The following is an 18,842-nucleotide window of genomic DNA, read 5'->3' as shown; positions in this document are numbered from 1 at the left end:
CTTTTTTTGAAGGAGTGAAGCAAGCGTGAGAACACGAGAAGATGTACTCGAATGGTTATCGGCGTTACTGGCATTTGGTATCAAACCGGGACTGAGTCGGATGGAAGCGGTACTGGCGGAACTTGCCATTGATCCGGATGCGATTCCGACGGTTCATGTCGCGGGAACAAACGGGAAAGGCTCGACGGTCGCCTTCTTACGGGAGATGGGGATGGCGCAAGGGCTGCAAATCGGAACGTTCACCTCACCGTACATCATTCAGTTTGAGGAACGTATCATGCTGAACGGTGTGCCGATCAGTGAACCGGACCTGGTTGAGGCGGCAAATAATGTACAGAAAGCAATGATGAACATAGAATCGGCAATCGGTACCGTAACGGAATTCGAAGCATTGACGGCACTTGCCTTTTATCACTTCAATCAAATCCGTCCTGACTTTGTCATTTACGAAGTCGGACTCGGTGGTTTGTATGATTCAACGAATGTCCTGAAGCAGCCGAAAGCGGCAATCATTACATCGATTGGTCACGATCATCAAGCGATTCTCGGAGATACGCTCCAAGAGATTGCCTTACAGAAGTTCGGGATCATCAAACAGGGTACACGAGTCATTGCCGGGAAACTTCAGGAAGAATTGACGGTACCGTTGATGGCCTATTGTGGCGATCGACAGGCAAGTCTGTCCTGGAGTCAGGAAGTCATCCGCCATTACCGGCTGAGTGAGACCGGGACGTGGGCGACGTACGAAGGCATTCCCGAGACACGTCTTGGACTCGAAGGCATACATCAGGTCCACAATGCGGTCAATGCTGTCGTCTGTGCGAAACAGCTCGGTTGGTCAAAGACCGCGATCCGTCGCGGATTACGTAACGCCACGCATCCGGGACGCTTTGAAATCATTTCCCGCAAACCGCGGATCATCCTAGACGGTGCCCATAATCCGGAAGGGGTGACGGCACTTGTCGAACGTTTGAAGGAAGAGTCAAAACCGGTCGTCGCCCTGTGTTCGATCTTACGGGACAAGGACAGGGAAGCGATGCTGACGCAGTTACGGGAAGTAACGTCAGAGATTTATGAGACGACATTTGATTTCCCGCGGGCGCGGACGCTTGAAGAATTAAAGACGGACGGAGCGAACGCGGTGGAACTCAACCGTTTTTTCAAGGAAGTGGATACGACAGGAGAGACGCTGATCGTCACCGGATCCCTCTACTTCATCAGCACAGTCCGCACATTACTAAAGGCGCAGTCTTTTACAAAAAAGGGAAAACAGTAAAAGTCCTTGTATACTAAAGGTGGGGTAATATAGTCCTAGATTTTAAGATCTTACGACGAGGAGACGATGGAGATGCAACGTTGGGTACGTCTGTTTTTAGTCAGCTTATTGATATTTACTAGTATTACGTATATACAACCACCACATACAAAGGCTGCAGCTGGAGAAAAATTTAAGATTTTAGAGGTACGGGATGCCTGGTCAGCAACAAACCGGATTGATCCGAATACCGTCATCACATCGATGTTGACGGGACTGGATACGACTAAATACGAGATCAAGATGATGACGGTCAAGGAACTAAATGCCTCACGCTTTTCACTTGATGGCGCATTTGACGCGATTGTCTTTGATTCATCTGTATTTTCGGGTACAGATCGTTATTCGATGACGATTTCGGATACGAAAAAAAATCATAATACCAATAAAATTGAAAATGATATTACGAAGCTAAAAGCGAACGAAATAAAAAATGCCTACATTAAAAAAGGATTACCTGTTTTTTTACATCAAGATGTCTTCGCGCAAACCTCAAGTAATTTTAATTTAATTTTTAAAGATATCCCTACCTATACCGACATGACGACGGTCATTACAAAATTAAAAGCACAGAAAATTGTTCGACCACGGCTCGAAAATGTATCTGTTCAACAAAATGGAGCGGCGCTGACCGGAGTCGATAAAGGACCGATGGCGGTTCCGAATGTACCAATCGATTTTTCATATACGACTAGTGTCGAAAATACGAATCAACTGGCGCAACTCTTCATCGACTTTGACAGTAACGATCAATTTGACGAATCTGAAAAAATAGATGAGAAACCGGCCGGAAAAACCGGTACGTTAACCTATAATTTTGATGCCCCAAGTTATACGGGGCCACGAAACTGGATGATTCGTGTTTTAAGCAGTGACGGTTTAACCGACTATAAGACCGGCAGTTTTTTGATGAAGGACCAAGTTGCAGAGGCAAAAGTTCTTCAAGTTACAAGAGATACAGGTAAGGGATCGTTGAATACCTATTTAAGCGGTACTTATTTGGAGAAACCGGACTTTTATAAATTTAATATTGAAGTAACGGATTCTGCTAAATTTTCTTCGGACTACGCGAACGTTGATTTGAATTCCAAATACGATTTATTAATATTTGGATTCCAGGATTCCTATGGTGCGGCGGCTGTAAGTGAAGCGGCTTCAAATAAAATTCTTGGATTTACAAATACCGGACAAGGACTCATGTTGTCTCATGATACGATTTTTAGACCAAGTCAATCGGCGAATTCAGAATTATTTTGGGAATCGAAGTTCGCAGGACTCGCAGGACAACAAAATTTCACGAATATGGGATATGCGGCTCCTCATAAATCAACTAAAGCCATCAAACAAAACTTAGGGGTCATGACATCGTATCCCTTTAATCTTACGGATGAAATTGATATTGCCGAAACACATAACCAGTACTTTGGACTGGATCTCGAACAACCCGATTTGATTCCATGGTATAACATCCGGGAAAACAGTGTTGATGCAGCTAATCAAGACGCTGGAAGAACCGTTGGTGATGCACGCAATCATTACTACATGTATACGAAAGGCAACGTGACCTACTCCGGAGCAGGACATACCTCTAAGTTTGATAAGGTTGGAGAAATGCAACTTTTCTCCAATACCATGTACCGCGCATTCATCGGTGCTAATCACAAACCACTGATTAAAAATATTCTGCCTGATAATCAAGCCAGTTATTTAAGTAATGAGCCGCTTACGATTTCGTATAAAGTGAATGACTATGATTTACGTGATCGCCAATTAAAAACACGGATTTATATCGATGATCAAAAAGTATTTGAGAACGATAAATTAAAGAATAACTCCTTTGTCAGTCAGACGTTTAATGGGAAACTGTCGGGTAAAACCTCAGCGGTCATCCGAATTGAAGCAGAAGATCAGCGCGGAGCGAAGACGATTGAGACACGAACGATTCAAGTCGTTCAACCGTCTGCTTCCTCACCGTTCATCTTGTCGCGTTCAATCAATCCGGCCACCATTCCGCAAGGTGAAACAGCTGATATCACGTATACAGTTAAAACCAGTCCGATGCTTCAAAAAGATGCCATTGGAAATAACGGATATATCATGAGTCAATTTTCAGTTACAATGCAAAACATCTTATTCACTGAAAATTTCCCGGAAAATATTGATGTCGTTTCAGCGACCGGACTGGGTAACATTAAAATTGTAGGAAAAAAATTAACCGGAGATATTCCGGATATTGAATACGATGAAGCAATCGAAGGGGTCCATAAAGGATTATGGGTTGCGCAACCGTCTGAACTTACATTTACCGTAAAAGTTCGAGCAAAAGATAGCGTGGGAACTCATCTGTTTGATAAAAAAGATAATACCGTCAGTTCAACAAAAACGATTTATCGGGATAAGAAAAATGGAAAAGACAAGTCGTCATCTGTTTCCAACGATACACAAGCTTTTCCGACGCTCGGGTATGCTTTATCAACGCCTTATGCGACAGACGTAAAAATTCAGCCGGTCCGAATCGATCTCAATACACCGTCCTATAAAGTCTTGCCGGAAATCAGTCCGGCCGGCAGTCAGTACGGCACGTTGAAATGGTCGATTGCAGATACAGACATTGCGACCATCAACCAAGATGGAATCATTGTGCCGAAAAAAATCGGAACAACGGATATTAAATTGATTGTTCCTGTAGCGAATGGACGAGAACTTGTTGCGACGTCAAAATTAACCGTTAATGATGTGTTTGGAGGATTAGTTGTTCGTGATGTCCCGAGTGTCTTGTATGTCGGAGAAACGAAGTCGATGACCGGAGATGCCGTCATGTTATCGGGAACAGATGCGCCGGTTAAATGGATCATCACGAACACGCCGTCTGTCGAAGCCACAGGCAAGGATACAGACATATTGAAATTAACAGGGATTAAACCCGGTACGATAACTGTACAAGCAGTCGTACCGGCGGCGGCAGGGTCAACCACTTATCTGGCACAATCGCAGATTTATCCGATTGAAGTCAAGTTGCCGGAACTCGTTGTTAGTCCAAGCAATTTGGAACTTTGGAAAGGAACGACTCAAAATGTGACGGCCACGTTTTCTCCGGATATCCGCTTAGCGTTCGTGCTATCAAAAATCAGTGATGCGATTGAGCTGACAGCGACCAGTACCGGATATGTCGTCAAAGGGCTGACCGGAACACCAAACGGTCCAGTCGATGCGGTCTTACAATTAAAAGATTTCCCGGATACCCGTGCTGTAACTAAAATTAATGTTCGTGAAAATCCAATCTCGTTGACAGCAAATGATTTGACGATGACCTTGCAAGACGATCAAAAACGACCGATTCTTAACTGGTTACCGGTTACTGCGACTGAACGTTTCTATCGTTTGGAAGTGTTACAAGGGAAGGAATATGTCAAGACGGATACGTCTGCTCAAACATTAAAAGCGCTCCGACCAGGTGTTGCCCGGATTAAAGTAACTGCTTTAAAAGAAAATAAAGATATTTTTGAAGTGACGAAAGAAGGAACAAATGAGAAACAACCGTTGACGACAACGTTTAAAGTCACGGTTTCATCCGACGGTTCAACAGGAGAAAGTGACACCGATGTGTATTAAAAAGGGGCAAACGACGTGACGCGCAAAAAAATCATCAGCGTAGTCTTTCTGTTTCTGATTGGAATCGGAGGGATAACGTACTTTCTAATTGATTATCGAAACCAGCAAACATTTGAAGAAAGTCTTAAAGCAAAAGATGCAACCAAGTTGGAACAAGCAGCTGAAGCTGTCAATTTGTCTACAAAAGAGCGAAACCGGTATATTCGGAAGTTTCAAGAGTCATTAGAGTACGAAAAGGCACTTGTCTTGCTGGACCGAGCAAGTGCCGGAAATCAACAAAACTGGTTCTATGTCGCACAGTTTGCTTCGTCCGATGTTGTCAAACAATGGTTAGCGGCTGGAGCTTCAACGAAACAGCTGAATAAAAACAAACAAAATGTTTTACATGTCTCAACCAGCATCAATCGTTCTGCCGATGCCTATGCTTTACTCGTCAAACGAGCTTCCAAGAAGCAATTGAATCAACTTGATCGATTTGGTCACACCCCACTGTATTATGCGACAGTGGATCAAAATCAAGAAGCGATGGAGTTGCTCCTTGTAGCAGGTGCTGCACCGGATAGAGGAACAGATCCACCAATCTACGAGACCGTCAAACAAAATCGAATCGATTTATACGAATTGCTAGAAAAGAACGGGGCGTCAGCAACGGCGAAACAAGTAAAGAAAATAGCGAAGAGCTACGGAGCAGAGTCATTTAAATAACGAAAAACACGACATCCTCATCAGAAAGGATGTCGTGTTTTTTGTATGTCACGGAAGACGTTTGGGTGTCTCAACATATAATTGAACAGCGCGGCTGAGCGGTAACATGGCAGTTGGATTTTGAAGAACACTGGCATCGTAAGTCAGACGCAGGCGTGATTTTTCAGCATCCGTCGATTGTTTGGCTGTCATCAACGTTTGAAGGGCGAGCACATCTTGCGGGAAGCTGTTTTCTGGTAAATCCAGCGTTCCACGGTAGGCGTTGATTTCAAGCTGACCTCTCGTGAAAATACCTCCATGAAGATTCATCGTAGAACCGACGGAATAGATTCGATTCAAGGCAGAATCATCACTGTATAAAAAGGCATTCATGTCTGGTTTTGATGTCTGTGGCGTTGAAAACTTGTTCACACGGTTAATCGTCAGGCTTCCTTTACTGAGAAGAATCAACGTGTTTTGACTGGATGAACTGGCGATTCCTTGAATGTTTGCATCGTCCAGTCGACTCGAACCCGTTGAAAACATGGTCGTTGCAAAGCTGACATTCCCTCGAATCAATAGATTACCTAAGACAACCATCGGCCGCTTGATTTCGAGCGGCTGATTCACCGGATTTAAAGAAGAAATGGTTAAATTACCGTCGATAATGAGCGGTTCTTTTGATTCCTTGACGATATCGTCAGTGATTGTCACCGTGTTATTTTCCGCAGGTGCCGGTCGAATCAGCTGTTTGTCTGTACTGAGTTCGTTTAGGAAAGGACCTGTTAAAATCGCTTGTTTGATTGGTTGAGCACGCAAATAGCCCGGTAATGCCGAAAGGGTAGTTGTGCTCGGAATATTTAAAAAGTCGTTTAAAGCAAATTCGAAATCGAACGGAACCAAAGCTTCTTTCGTTGCGACCAGGTCCGTCTGGACAGTCGGGTCAAATACACTCGTATCACAAGTGAGGAAGTCAAGACAGCTCAACAATGGTTGATCCTTCGGCTGAAAAACTTTAACCTGACCATCGATGTAGGAACGGGCTGTTTTATCCGTATAGGCGCCGGTCGCACCATTGTAGATGAATTTCGGTGATGCGGAAACCTTTAATGCCTGCCGGGAAAAGACATTCCCTTGAATTCGAGGGGCACCATTTAAAATGACTTGATTATCAGAGCCAAGAATATAATATAAAAAACTTGGAATGGCGGATAAATAGACACGTTGCGTATATTTTTTCCGGACGGTCGGCTGATCGCCTTTCGTTTCTGCCACTTGTGCTGTTAAATCAAATGCCTTGACCCGGACATTTGAAGCACCTTCATTCAACTTGACTTCGACATTAGGCGCAGCAGTCGCAAGTTTTGCAATGATTTGATTGGTCGGATCACTGAATAATTCCTTCGAAGAACTGGTCGGGCTGGTTCCTGCTGTCGTTGCGACGATTTGCTGTAAAGCAGCAATCGCTTGATTCAACTCACTTTGTGTTGCTGACTCCACTTCAATATTTGTTCCGCGAATTTCTGTCAGCCGCGTAGATTGAAGACTAATACCAATCGTTGCAACCGCTAAGACGGATAGCACCGTCAGAGTTACTAATACAAATAATAAAGTATAACCTTCTTCGGATTTTCGCATGAGTCCTCCTTTCTGTCTTAAAAACCAATCGTACTTGTGAGTGTTTGTGTTTCTTCTTGATTGGTGGACTGAATGGTCAAGGTGATTGTCAAAATTCCATGGATGACATAAACTCCAGGGAACTCACCGGTCTTGATTGTGACCGTTTCTGGACTGGATAAGGTAAAGGTTTTTTTGAGGCTGGTCTGTTCATCAATAATCTCCGGTGCCCCCGAATAAATCATCGTCGTATTTTCCATTCGTTTTTCGACAAAAGAATAGGCAACCGGATCAATGACATCGTTCTGATTTGCATTATAGGGGATGAAACCTTCGGACCGCTCCAATAAACCGGTTGTCCGACTGATATTCGGCAATGTTTTTTTATAAAATGATAATGTATTCGTTTGGTCGATCCGGATAGCATCAAATCCGGTGATTTCGTTTAATATTAAACCGACTGAACTGTCAGCTTCGCTCCGCAATTCACTAATGATACCGGTTGCTTGAAAACTTTTAGTTCCTGAAATAAATACGGTCAAGATGACAGCACTGAAAATGGCGGCAATGACGATGGCGACGAGCAGCTCGACGAGCGAAAATCCATCATTTCGTTGAGGGAAAACTTTGATTAAGCGTCGCATTGGTGATCGATCCTTTCAAAGACGTAATCGGCTCCGGTTGTCCATCCGGATAGACATAAATATAAAGATCGAGTAGATTCGGATCGTTTGTACCGTTTATCTTATGGGGGGTGACGCTGAACTTCACATCAAACGGTAAATTATTTATTTCCGCATCATTGAAGATTGAGTCACAAATAGCCGATACACCACATGACGGCGTGCTCGGCGTCGGGATTGCAAAAGCTCCGTTTTGATAAGTTGTTTGTTGCGCTTTGTCTTTCAGGTCACTGAAAACAAATGGACCGGATTCAGTTTCCAGTGCTTCCCGCCCGATGTAGGAGGCGGCATTTTTGGCTAAGTAATTCGCAAACGTTAGTTTTGTACTATCTCTCGAAGCGGACAGAGACTGTGAAAAAATACTGATCAATGATACAGATATGATGGATAGGATCGTAATACTGACGAGTACCTCGATTAACGAGAACCCATCTTGCTGGTTTGACATAGACTCACCTCATGGTTAAATCAATAGGATATTTGGACCTGAAAATTGAAAAAAGGTATGTATTCACACATAGAGAAAGTATTTGTCAGGTAGGACTTATGTTTCATCATAATATTCATTATAATGGAAATACTAGACACCTGAAATGGTTATTTCATACGGAAAGGAAACAGATAATGATAAATTTAAAACGTTTTGCTGTGCATACGCTGTTATTGGTCGCCTTGATCGCACTTATCTATGTTCCTTCGTTTGCCTTGATTTCCTTTACGGGCAAAGCAACTGTTATTGAAAATTTTTCCGATACTGCCCGAATCGGCTCCGTTCCGGTCAGCGGATTGACACGAAAAGAAGCAAAGCCGAAAGTGCAGGAAGCTGTCACGTCCTGGTCTAAAAAAACACCATTGACGGTCGGGACAGGAGAAGAAACGTTACCGATCCCGACTGAACTCGTAACATTTAAGATTGAAGAATCCATCAAACAGGCTTCTTTAAAAAAGGGCGGGGCTTTACAAGTGACCGTCGATCAAGAAGCGATGGAAGCCTACCTTGCCTCACAACCGATTACATATACGGAAGAACAGGTCAAGACATTTAATGCTTGGTTGATGAAAACTAGCAAAAAGCTGGAAGAAGGAAACTTTGATCCGTCGGAAACGGCAGCGGCCATTGATCCGGCAGGAGAAGTCGTCTCGAGTGTCACGTTTACGACACGTTCGGCAGCAGAAGAACAGATGATTGACGCAATGGCCAAAGTCGATATTAAGGCCGGTCAATTGATGAATGTGAAAACGTACGGAATGGATCCGATGGCTGCTTCTTTCATCGGCAGTAAACTATACGAATTATTTGCGAAAACTCCATTTGAAATCGTCGAACGGATGCCGCATGCGCAGTTACCGGATGATATCACACTTGGTTATGACGTCAAAATTGATGAAAAAACAGATTTTGCCGTTCGCAACACACAAGCTGTCAATTATCAGGTCGTCGCGACGAAGAATGGAAGCGATGTCACGTTGGAATTACGTGGGACACCATTCAAAGAAACGGTCACGGCCGTCCTTGAAGCGGAAAAAACGATTCCGTACCGGACGATTACACGATATTCGGCAACACTGTCTGCCGGAACAAGCAGCGATACCCAATCCGGGGTCGAAGGGAAATCGATCGAATTGTATCGTGTGACGAAGTCCAATCAAGGAGAAGTTAAACGATTGCTGGCTCTTGATTTTTATGCGGCAACTCCTGCCGTTGTGACGAAAAGCAGTCAAGAGGAGTTACCGCCTGTCGTGACACCGCCGGCAGAAGAACCGACTACCGACTCGACGAACGATACGACGAACGATGAAACAACCAATGATGCGACGGATGACTCAACAACGGATTCAACGGATGGAACAACCGACGGAACGACAACACCGGAAGAACCTGTGACACCGGATCAACCGACGACACCAGATACTCCGGACACACCGACAACAGGGGACCCGGCCTCTCCGGTCGAAGACGATTCGACGGAAGGCGCTGTCGGCTGATTCTGCTAAAAAGAAAAGAGGATGAATATGAACTGGACGGACTTAGCAATTGAACTCGGTATCATCATCGGTCTTGCGACCATCATTTGTGGATTGATGTTTGCAATTCAAATTCCTTTCGTCACGACTACCGCAGCAAAAGTGATTCTCTCATTGACGGCACTCGTCTTGGTCACTTCGCTTTATTTACTCGTTAAATTTGACTGGATTTCAAATCCTTTGATTATTGCCGGTTACATCGTATCAATTCTTGTTGTGACGGCAATCACGAGTGTCATTGATGAAAAAAAACAAAAACTGACACCACTGGATGAGGAAGAAACATGGCACGCGGAAGGATGACAACGTAAATGGCGATGAAACGAAAACGATTAGGTGAAATGCTGTTAGAAGAAAGCGTTGTGACGGAAGCACAGATTGAAGAGGCGTTATCCGTCAAACGAACATCGGAAAAACTCGGGGATACATTGTTGCGAATCGGTCATTTAACGGAGCAACAGTTGATTGAAGCGTTGCATCATCAATTAAAAATCCCTGTCATTCAACTGTATAACTATCCGGTTGATGTCGCGGTCACGAAATTGATTTCGAAAGATTTGGCACAGCGGCATACTCTTGTACCGGTTTATCGGGAAGGGAATCGTTTATTCATCGCAATGGCGGATCCGATGGATTTGATTGCGATTGATGATTTACGGTTGCAGACCGGATTGATGATTGAAGTGGGTCTTGCGACACGCGACGAAATCCGGCGGACGATCTTAAAGTATTACGATATCGATTCATCCCTGCGCGAATTACTCGAGTCGGACGAGATGACGATTTCCGACACATCACGTGATACGGTGACACGCGAAGATGCGCCGATTATCCGTCTGGTCAATCAAATCCTCGAGAACGGAATTTCCCAACGGGCGTCCGATATTCACATGGATCCCCAGGAAACGTCCCTGTCGATCCGGATTCGGATTGACGGAGAATTGCGGACTGAAAATAATTATCCGAAACAGATTCAAAATATTTTGACGACCCGGATCAAAGTCATGAGCGAACTGGATATTACCGAATCCCGTCTGCCACAGGACGGGCGAATTAAGTATCTCCACAACGGAGTGGCCTATGACTTCCGTGTTTCGACGTTACCAACCGTTTACGGTGAAAAAGTCGTTATCCGGATTCTCGACAGCTCGAATTCCAACATCTCGATTGCAAAAATCGGATTCAGCGAACGGAATGAACAGCAGTTCCGGGAGATGTTAAAACGACCGAACGGTATCATTCTCATCACCGGCCCAACCGGATCCGGAAAATCCTCGACCTTATATGCCGCGTTGAATGAATTAAATGATGAGACCCGCAACATTATTACGGTCGAAGATCCGGTCGAGTATCAAGTCGACGGCATCAATCAGGTCCAGGTCAACTCGAAAATCGGCTTGACGTTTGCGAGTGGACTCCGCTCGATTTTACGGCAGGATCCGAACGTCGTCATGGTCGGGGAGATTCGGGACATCGAGACCGCCGAGATTTCAATCCGGGCTTCATTAACTGGTCACCTTGTTCTCTCGACATTGCACACCAATTCCGCTGTCAGTTCGATCACCCGATTGATTGATATGGGGGTTGAACCGTTTCTCGTTGCAGCCTCAGTAACAGGACTGATTGCCCAGCGTCTCGTCCGGCGCGTTTGCCGCGACTGTGGCGAAGCCCAGCCGCTGTCAAAACGGGAAGAAGAGTTGTTTGCACAAGAAGGCATCACAGCGACGACCGTCATGCGGGGACGCGGTTGTTCATCGTGTAACATGACCGGCTATCGCGGACGTCTGGCAATCCAAGAAGTGGTTATGGTCGATGAGAGCTTACGACGAATGATCATGAATCAATCAACGGAGAGTGAAATCACGATGTATGTAAAATCACAAGGACAACGATTGTTGTTGGCCGACGGACTATCCAAAGTCGCACAAGGCATCACGACAACCGAAGAAATTCTCCGGACGGTGATTTCCGAATGAGTACGATGGAACGCGCCCAAATTGAAGATATTTTACGATCGTCAAAAGAAAAAGAAGCATCCGATGTCCATCTGACAGCCGGCTCACCGCCGGTCTTTCGAATCAACGGGATGTTAACTCCGTTCGGAACAGAAAAAATGAAACCAATCGTCATCGAAGGATTCGTACGCTCGCTAATTACCGAGGAAATGTTTTTACAGCTAAAACAAGACCGGGATATCGATTTTTCGTTTGGTGTGACAGGAGTGGCACGCTACCGCGTCAACTGTTTTTACCAACGCGGTGCATTGTCGATGGCCTTTCGAACGATTCCGACTGAAGTTCCGACACTCGACCAATTGTCGTTGCCGCCGGTCTTAAAACGTTTCCTGACAAAGCCACACGGTTTGATTCTCGTGACCGGTCCGACCGGTTCCGGGAAATCGACAACACTCGCAGCGATGATCAATGAAATCAATCAGACGATGTATAAACGGATCATCACCCTCGAAGATCCGATCGAGTATCTGCACAGTCACCAGAAAAGTTTGATTGACCAGCGGGAAATCGGGATTGATGCCCCACGGTTTGCGACCGGGTTACGGTCTGCTCTCCGGCAGGATCCGGATGTCATTCTGCTAGGGGAGATGCGGGATCTCGAAACAATTTCGACGGCCGTGACAGCAGCAGAAACCGGACACTTAGTCTTTGCAACCGTCCATACGTCGACGGCGGCCTCGACGGTCAGCCGGATTATCGATGTCTTTCCGTCGGAGCAACAGGATCAGATTCGGGCTCAACTCGCAAACGTCCTGGCCGGAGTCGTCTCGCAACGGCTAATGCCGCGAACGGACGGGTCCGGTCGTGTCGCCGCGCTTGAAATCATGGTTGAAACACCCGCAGTATCCAACTTGATCCGGACCGGAAAAGAATATCAGATTCAATCTGTCCTGCAGACAGGGAAACAGTACGGGATGCAGACGATGCAGATGGCATTACAAGACTTAGTGAGTCGAGGTTTGATTCCAGCATCAGCCGCGACACCTTACATATCGGGGTGAATTAATGACAGTCTTCAAATATGAAGGTCGCACGATGACCGGTAAACGGAAAAAAGGCAAGATTACAGCACTGACGAAACGGGAAGCAGCAGAACGTTTACGGACTGATCAAATTGCCGTGACGTTACTTGAGAAACAAGAGTCTAAAGGATTAAATACGGAGATCACATTTTTAACCGCGAAACCGAAAATCGAGCATTTGGTCATGTACGCCCGGCAGTTCGCGACACTCGTCCGGTCCGGTGTTTCAATTGTCAAAGCAACGGAAATCTTACGGAAGCAGACCGATTCAAAACCGCTTGAGCGGGCACTTGTCGAAGTTGAAGATGATTTGCGGAGCGGCATTCAATTTTCGCAAGCGATTGAAAAACATCCCCGTGTCTTCGATACGTTTTTTGTCAGTATGGCGATGGCGGGGGAAGCAAGCGGAAACTTGGAAGAAGCACTGGATAATATCGTCACCCAGTTGCAGAAACAATATGAAATCAAACGTAAAGTCATCTCGGCACTGATTTACCCGGCAGTCGTCTCGGTTGTTGCCATCGGCGTCGTCGTCTTCTTGATGTTAAACGTCGTCCCGACGTTCGCGTCGATTTTTGACCAACTGGGAAGTGAACTACCGTTGATTACAAAAATCGTCGTGGCGGTCTCTGACTTTTTTGTTGCCTATTGGTGGGTCTTACTCTTAATTGTGTTTGGTTTACTCGGATTATTGTATTTTAACTTGAAGAACGAACGGCAACGGGTTGTCTTCGACCGGTTGTTATTGATGATTCCGGTTTTTGGTCCATTGATACAAAAGTCACAAATTGCGTTGATGACACGGGGATTGGCTGTCCTGCTGAATGCATCCGTCCCAATTCTCGCGTCACTCGATATCACGGAACGGATTGTCACGAACCGGGTCATCCGCAAAGGGATTGCCGCAGCGAACGAAGCGATGGCCCGCGGAATTCCGATGCACGAACCATTGGCGAAAAACAAATATTTTCCACCCCTCGTCACACAGATGATTGCGATCGGGGAGGAGTCAGGACGACTTGACTCAATGCTGACGGAAGTCGCCGATTTTTACGAAACGGAAGTCGAGACGACAACAGATCGCTTGAAGTCCATTATCGAACCGTTATTGATTGTAGTATTAGCTGTTATCGTCGGTGTCATCGTCATCGCTGTCGTTGTCCCAATGTTTAAAATCTATTCCGATATTCAAGCAAGTTGACAACTGTAAAAACATTTACCTGATGTAGAAAAAAACCATTTTCTACAAAAAATATGGTGCTACTATAATAGTATTCATCTGGACAGTATGACCTATACGCCGGAAATAGTAAAAAAGTGCTAGGGAGGAATATTAAACATGTTAGAACGTATGAAAGAAATCTGGTTAGACGCCAAACAAATGCGTGACGAGCGCGGCTTGACATTGATCGAGTTACTCGTTGTTGTTGTTATTTTAGGAATCATTGCAGCAATCGCTGTCGTCGCCATCGGCGGATTGATTGAGAACTCACGTAAGGATGCGGTTGTATCCGATGCGAAACAATTAGTAGCAGCAGCAAAACTTTATACTTCGTCGAACCCGGTTCAGCCTGGGGAAACAATTAAAGTTGGTGTCAACGAAGATAAAAAACCGATCGAAGCTAATGCTGTTGCTAAAGGTACAAAAGAGGCTCCAAGAACAGATTCGTTAAAAAAATACATCGATGATATGAAAGATGCTCTAAATTCTGATGCACCTTATGAAGATTCGTTCGTTACCGTGACTGAGAAGAACGGTAGTTACACTTATGAAGTTACGCTGAAAAGTGAATCAACAGACTACACATACTTTACAGCAGCAGCACCAAAAGACTTAAAACGTGCTGGAGTAGTAGAAAAGAAATAATAAGCAACATTCCCCCCATCTCGGGGGTTTTTTTCTGAACTTTTTTAGGAGGGAACTGTATGATGACAGTCGTCTTTACCGTTTATTTTTTCCTGATTGGGCTGCTCGTGACCTCATTTACAAACGTCGTCGGCTTACGGGTCCCGGTCGGGGAATCCATCGTCCGTCCGCGCTCGCATTGTCCGAACTGCGGGCATGTCCTCGGTCCGCTTGAGCTGACTCCGGTCATCGGCTATCTCGCATTAGGTGGCAAATGCCGGACGTGTCAGCTGCCGATCTCAATCAAGTATCCGGCACTTGAATTACTCGGCGGTATGTTATATGCGTACGCCTTTTATCAGTTCGGCTGGTCGATGCAATTCGTCCTGTCGATTCTGCTGACGAGTCTGCTCAGCATCCTCGTCATGTCCGATCTTGCCTACATGTTGATTCCGAACAAAATCTTATTATTCTTTTTACCGATTAGTCTGATTGTTCGCTACCTTTCTCCCCTTGAGAACTGGTATAATCCAATTATTGGCGGATTCGTCGGATTCTTTCTATTGTTCGTGATCTTTCTTGCGTCACGACAAGGGATGGGGGCAGGAGACGTCAAGTTGTTTGGTGTGCTCGGGATTTTTTTAGGTCCGTTACACGTCGTCATCGCCCTGTTTGTTTCCGCGTTCGTCGGATCGATCATCGGACTGGGGTTACTCGGTTTCAAACGCGTTGAACGAAAACAACCGATTCCGTTTGTTCCCTCGATTGCAGTCGGAACATTACTGACATATTATTTCGCGGACGATTGGGTGAAGCTTTATCTCGATCTGTTCCTCTAGGAAAGGAAGAACATACATATGGCGCAAGCACGGCGCAGAGGTACATATATTTACTTTAATTTCACAGATGTCGGGATTTTTGGAGCGGTCGTTAAAAAGGGTGTTATCAAACGACGAGGCGTCGTCTCGTTACCGCCCGGAACCCTTCAAGGGGGGTGGCTCCAACCGGAAGCATCGCTTGATCTGATTTTTGACAGCTTATTGGCGAAGTTAAAGGTTCCCCGCGGTTCGCAAGCGGTCTTGGCGATTGACGGATCACTCGTCCTGGCCCGGAAACTCGAAATTCCGGAGACGGTCGAGACGAATCAGATTCGCGGATATTTGTTTATGGAACTGGGACACAGCATCGTCCTGCCGTTTGAAGAACCGTATTTTGATTACACGCTGCTCGAAGAAGACGGTAAACGGGAAATCATGTTGTATGCTGCACCGAACGAAGCGTTAAAACAGTACATGGAACTGTTCCGGAAAAAACATATCCGTCTCGTGGCAGCGGAGCCCCAGCCACTGGCAACGTTTTTTGGTCTCGATGCGCTGTATGAGGTCGAAGCCGACAGTAATCTATTGATTTGGAACGTCAACGCGACGAATCATCAGCTGATCATCATTGAAGACAAGATACCGCGTCTGATTCGTTCGGTCGATACGTTTGTCGCGAATGCCTGGGAAGTCGATGTCAACGAGGACCGGTTGCATTACCGGTATCAATCGGACGATGCCAACGTCGAATTCATCTTGGAAGAGATGTTACTGGAATTTTCACGTGTGCTTGATTTCTATCGCTTCTCGTTAGCACGGGACGGGCGGGAAATTAGCCGCGTCATGCTGACTGGAGATTTTCCGTTTCAAGAGGAGCTGGTCCGCCGGTTTGAAACGAACTTTGATGTCCGGTTGGAACAAGTACCGGATGTACTTGATGTGGCAGGTCAATCGATTCCAAAAGCTTACTTACCCCTCGTTGGATTAGCAACGGTCCATAAAGACCGGATTAACTTGTTGCCGGACAGTGATGTGGCTCCAAAGTTTCCGCTCGTCGCCTCGCTGATCCTGCTGCTATTCGGCGGTATGGTCGGCGGATATCTTTACTGGCAGACCGATCAATTTGCCGACCGGATCGAGACCTCGAACAATCAGATTCAGATCGTCCGGGCGCTACAATCGGAATCGGCCCAATCCGCCAAACAAGAAGTCGCGCAGCTCAAGCAGACAGTTGACGGGCTTGAAGCGACACCACGTCCAGCTGTTCCGGCTCTTGAACGGATTACACGGTATCTGCCGGAACGCGGTTATATCCTGCAGTTTGCCTATGGCGCCGACCATCTTGTCACGATGAATGCGCAGTTCGAGACACTTGAAGAGTTAAACGGGTTTTACCGTCAATTGTTGACGGATACGGCCTTCACCGGAGTGACGTTAACGAGTGTCACGACAAAAACGATGAATGAAGAGGCGGAAGTCGTCACATCGACGACAATTGATCCGACGACCGGTCAAGAAATTCCATCGACGACAATTACGCCGACGGATGATACGGAGACGGAAGAACCGCGCTATATCGGACAATTTGGTCTGACGGTCGTTCCGGCGGAAGTCATCAAAGGGGAAACGAACCAGGCGGATCCCGATGCACCGAAGGAAGACGCGGCGACGGATGCAGTGGTCGATCCGGAAGCGGAATCGATGGAAACGGTTGAACCGCCGACAACCGACACAGAAGCGGGCGAACCCGTTTCGACTGAAGTAGAGGAGGTGGAAGAAAATTGAAACGATACAGTGGTCTCATTCTTCTTGCCTTGACGATTGTCTTGATCGTCGGAGGGCTCGCCTACTTCGGATATACAACATATACGACTTACCAAGAGCTGAATCAAACGGAAGCAACGCTTGAGCGGGAACAGATGGAGCTTGAAGCAGCGAAGGCGAATGAACAAAAAGTGGATGTTGCTGAATCCAGCTTTCTTCAAAAACAAGTACCGGTCGTACCGGCGAATGATGACGTGATTGATGCAATCAATGCGGCCAGTCAAATTGCCGGTGTGAAAGTCCAAGCTATCACGTTTGGCGCAACTGGAACGGAAGCAGCTCCTGCATCGCCGGTCCAGTCAACGCCTGCCGTCGATGGCGCAATGGCAACAGAATCCGAGACGGAAGCTGCCCAGACTGCAGAGACACCGGTTGCGACCACAACCGCGACGGCACTGCCAGCTTCTTTGACGGTCGAGGCTCCGTCCTATCTTGAACTGATGGCCTTCCTCAAACAGATCGAACGGACGGACCGGATTACGATTTTACGTCAAATTCAGCTAACCGGTCCGGATGAACCCGGTCCGGGAAGCCAGACGATCGTATTAGAGGACGAGATGATGTCCTTTACGGTGGAAATCGAAAGTTACTACCGTCCGGATTTGACACAGCTGATTCCGGATAAACAGACGCCTCTTCAAGAGACGACACCTAAATCGGATCCGTTTGTCGATGTTACAGATAATTAATCAAAAAACAGGTGTCGCTCTGACTCGGAGCGGCACTTGTTTTTCGTTATACTGAAAGTTGATTCCAGTAAGACTGGTCGAAAAAGAAGGAAAAGAGCGTGATACTGATGATAACGCAACACCCATTGATTCTGGCTTCGGCCTCTCCGAGACGGACTGAACTGTTACGGCAGATCGGTGTGCCCCATACGATACGGCCGGCCGATGTGTTGGAGGAAGCCCCGTACCCGATGACGGCTGACGAGTACGTGATGTATTTATCACGGAAAAAAGCCCGTACCGTAGCGAAGCCCGGGGAAATCGTTCTGGCAGCGGATACGGTCGTGGCACTGGATCACCACATTCTTGAAAAACCGGCCGATCAACCGGCGGCCCTCGAAATGTTACGGCGGTTATCTGGACGAACGCATGAAGTCGTGACCGGGGTGACGCTTTTGCAGGATGAACGAGAGGAGACGTTTACGGTCACGACGACGGTCCGGTTCTGCGAGATTCCAGAAAGCTGGATGTTGTCCTATGCTGCGACAGATGAGCCGTATGACAAGGCGGGCGGATACGGAATTCAGGGGAAAGGCGGTCTGTTTGTCGAAGCGATCGACGGCGACTATTACAATGTCGTCGGTCTGCCGATCAATCCGATCAGCCGCCGTCTTGAGGCATTTGGAATCGAGCCGATGTTCGCGTAATTCCTT

At 46.4% G+C, this 18,842-nt stretch carries 16 protein-coding genes; 13 read left to right on the top strand and 3 right to left on the bottom strand.

Translation table 11 applies throughout. The features are described from left to right. Window positions 1-25: 25 nt before the first annotated feature. The 3 genes from ABIC15_RS01995 (at window position 26) to ABIC15_RS01985 (ending at window position 5,632) form a co-directional block, all read left to right on the top strand. Window positions 26-1,276, top strand: a complete 1,251-nt coding sequence (locus ABIC15_RS01995; RefSeq protein WP_354019595.1) for a bifunctional folylpolyglutamate synthase/dihydrofolate synthase — start codon at window positions 26-28, stop codon at window positions 1,274-1,276. Window positions 1,277-1,348: 72 nt separating this feature from the next. Continuing rightward, complete coding sequence (locus ABIC15_RS01990; protein ID WP_354019594.1) at window positions 1,349-4,927, top strand: DUF5057 domain-containing protein; 3,579 nt, start codon at window positions 1,349-1,351, stop codon at window positions 4,925-4,927. A gap of 15 nt (window positions 4,928-4,942) precedes the next feature. Continuing rightward, the gene (locus ABIC15_RS01985; RefSeq protein WP_354019593.1) at window positions 4,943-5,632 is read left to right on the top strand and encodes an ankyrin repeat domain-containing protein; all 690 of its coding nucleotides are present in this window, start codon (window positions 4,943-4,945) and stop codon (window positions 5,630-5,632) included. Window positions 5,633-5,680: 48 nt separating this feature from the next. Here the strand turns inward: ABIC15_RS01985 and ABIC15_RS01980 are convergent, their stop codons facing one another. Genes ABIC15_RS01980 through ABIC15_RS01970 form a run of 3 tightly spaced genes read right to left on the bottom strand, consistent with a single transcriptional unit; the run spans window position 5,681 to window position 8,359 of the window. Next, a complete protein-coding gene (locus ABIC15_RS01980) occupies window positions 5,681-7,249 on the bottom strand; it encodes a type II secretion system protein (protein ID WP_354019592.1) in 1,569 nt (522 codons plus the stop codon). A gap of 17 nt (window positions 7,250-7,266) precedes the next feature. After that, window positions 7,267-7,872: a PilW family protein gene (locus tag ABIC15_RS01975; protein WP_214763481.1), complete on the bottom strand. Its 606-nt coding sequence runs from the start codon at window positions 7,870-7,872 to the stop codon at window positions 7,267-7,269. Continuing rightward, window positions 7,835-8,359, bottom strand: coding sequence for a prepilin-type N-terminal cleavage/methylation domain-containing protein (locus ABIC15_RS01970; protein WP_214763483.1), 525 nt, complete (start codon window positions 8,357-8,359; stop codon window positions 7,835-7,837). The genes ABIC15_RS01975 and ABIC15_RS01970 overlap by 38 nt, the downstream gene beginning before the upstream one ends. Before the next feature lie 176 nt (window positions 8,360-8,535). Here ABIC15_RS01970 and ABIC15_RS01965 point away from each other — a divergent pair, with 176 nt between their 5' ends. The 10 genes from ABIC15_RS01965 to ABIC15_RS01920 all read left to right on the top strand — a co-directional run bounded on the left by ABIC15_RS01965 (window position 8,536) and on the right by ABIC15_RS01920 (window position 18,836). Then, the gene (locus tag ABIC15_RS01965; protein WP_354019590.1) at window positions 8,536-9,897 is read left to right on the top strand and encodes a G5 domain-containing protein; all 1,362 of its coding nucleotides are present in this window, start codon (window positions 8,536-8,538) and stop codon (window positions 9,895-9,897) included. 27 nt (window positions 9,898-9,924) lie between these two features. Continuing rightward, a complete protein-coding gene (locus ABIC15_RS01960; RefSeq protein ID WP_354019589.1) occupies window positions 9,925-10,239 on the top strand; it encodes a hypothetical protein in 315 nt (104 codons plus the stop codon). 8 nt (window positions 10,240-10,247) lie between these two features. Then, the gene (locus ABIC15_RS01955; RefSeq protein WP_354019587.1) at window positions 10,248-11,912 is read left to right on the top strand and encodes a GspE/PulE family protein; all 1,665 of its coding nucleotides are present in this window, start codon (window positions 10,248-10,250) and stop codon (window positions 11,910-11,912) included. Beyond that, entirely contained in the window at window positions 11,909-12,952 is a 1,044-nt protein-coding gene (locus ABIC15_RS01950; protein ID WP_290827239.1) for a type IV pilus twitching motility protein PilT, read from the top strand. The genes ABIC15_RS01955 and ABIC15_RS01950 overlap by 4 nt, the downstream gene beginning before the upstream one ends. A 4-nt stretch (window positions 12,953-12,956) precedes the next feature. Next, the gene (locus ABIC15_RS01945; RefSeq protein WP_354019585.1) at window positions 12,957-14,174 is read left to right on the top strand and encodes a type II secretion system F family protein; all 1,218 of its coding nucleotides are present in this window, start codon (window positions 12,957-12,959) and stop codon (window positions 14,172-14,174) included. A 138-nt stretch (window positions 14,175-14,312) separates the two neighbouring features. Further along, entirely contained in the window at window positions 14,313-14,840 is a 528-nt protein-coding gene (locus ABIC15_RS01940; RefSeq protein ID WP_354019584.1) for a type II secretion system protein, read from the top strand. A gap of 59 nt (window positions 14,841-14,899) precedes the next feature. Further along, window positions 14,900-15,658, top strand: a complete 759-nt coding sequence (locus ABIC15_RS01935) for a prepilin peptidase (protein ID WP_354019582.1) — start codon at window positions 14,900-14,902, stop codon at window positions 15,656-15,658. Between the two features lie 18 nt (window positions 15,659-15,676). Next, window positions 15,677-17,422, top strand: a complete 1,746-nt coding sequence (locus ABIC15_RS01930; RefSeq protein ID WP_354019581.1) for a fimbrial assembly protein — start codon at window positions 15,677-15,679, stop codon at window positions 17,420-17,422. Next, a complete protein-coding gene (locus ABIC15_RS01925) occupies window positions 17,419-18,150 on the top strand; it encodes a hypothetical protein (protein ID WP_354019580.1) in 732 nt (243 codons plus the stop codon). Before ABIC15_RS01930 ends, ABIC15_RS01925 begins: the two co-directional genes overlap by 4 nt. A gap of 107 nt (window positions 18,151-18,257) precedes the next feature. After that, window positions 18,258-18,836, top strand: a complete 579-nt coding sequence (locus tag ABIC15_RS01920) for a Maf family protein (RefSeq protein WP_354019854.1) — start codon at window positions 18,258-18,260, stop codon at window positions 18,834-18,836. Window positions 18,837-18,842: the final 6 nt, after the last annotated feature.

This window comes from Exiguobacterium sp. PvP048 (assembly GCF_040549175.1).
GTDB lineage: Bacteria > Bacillota > Bacilli > Exiguobacteriales > Exiguobacteriaceae > Exiguobacterium_A > Exiguobacterium_A artemiae.
Note: the sequence above shows the minus strand (reverse complement) of the source record. Positions and strands in the feature narration are given on the sequence as shown.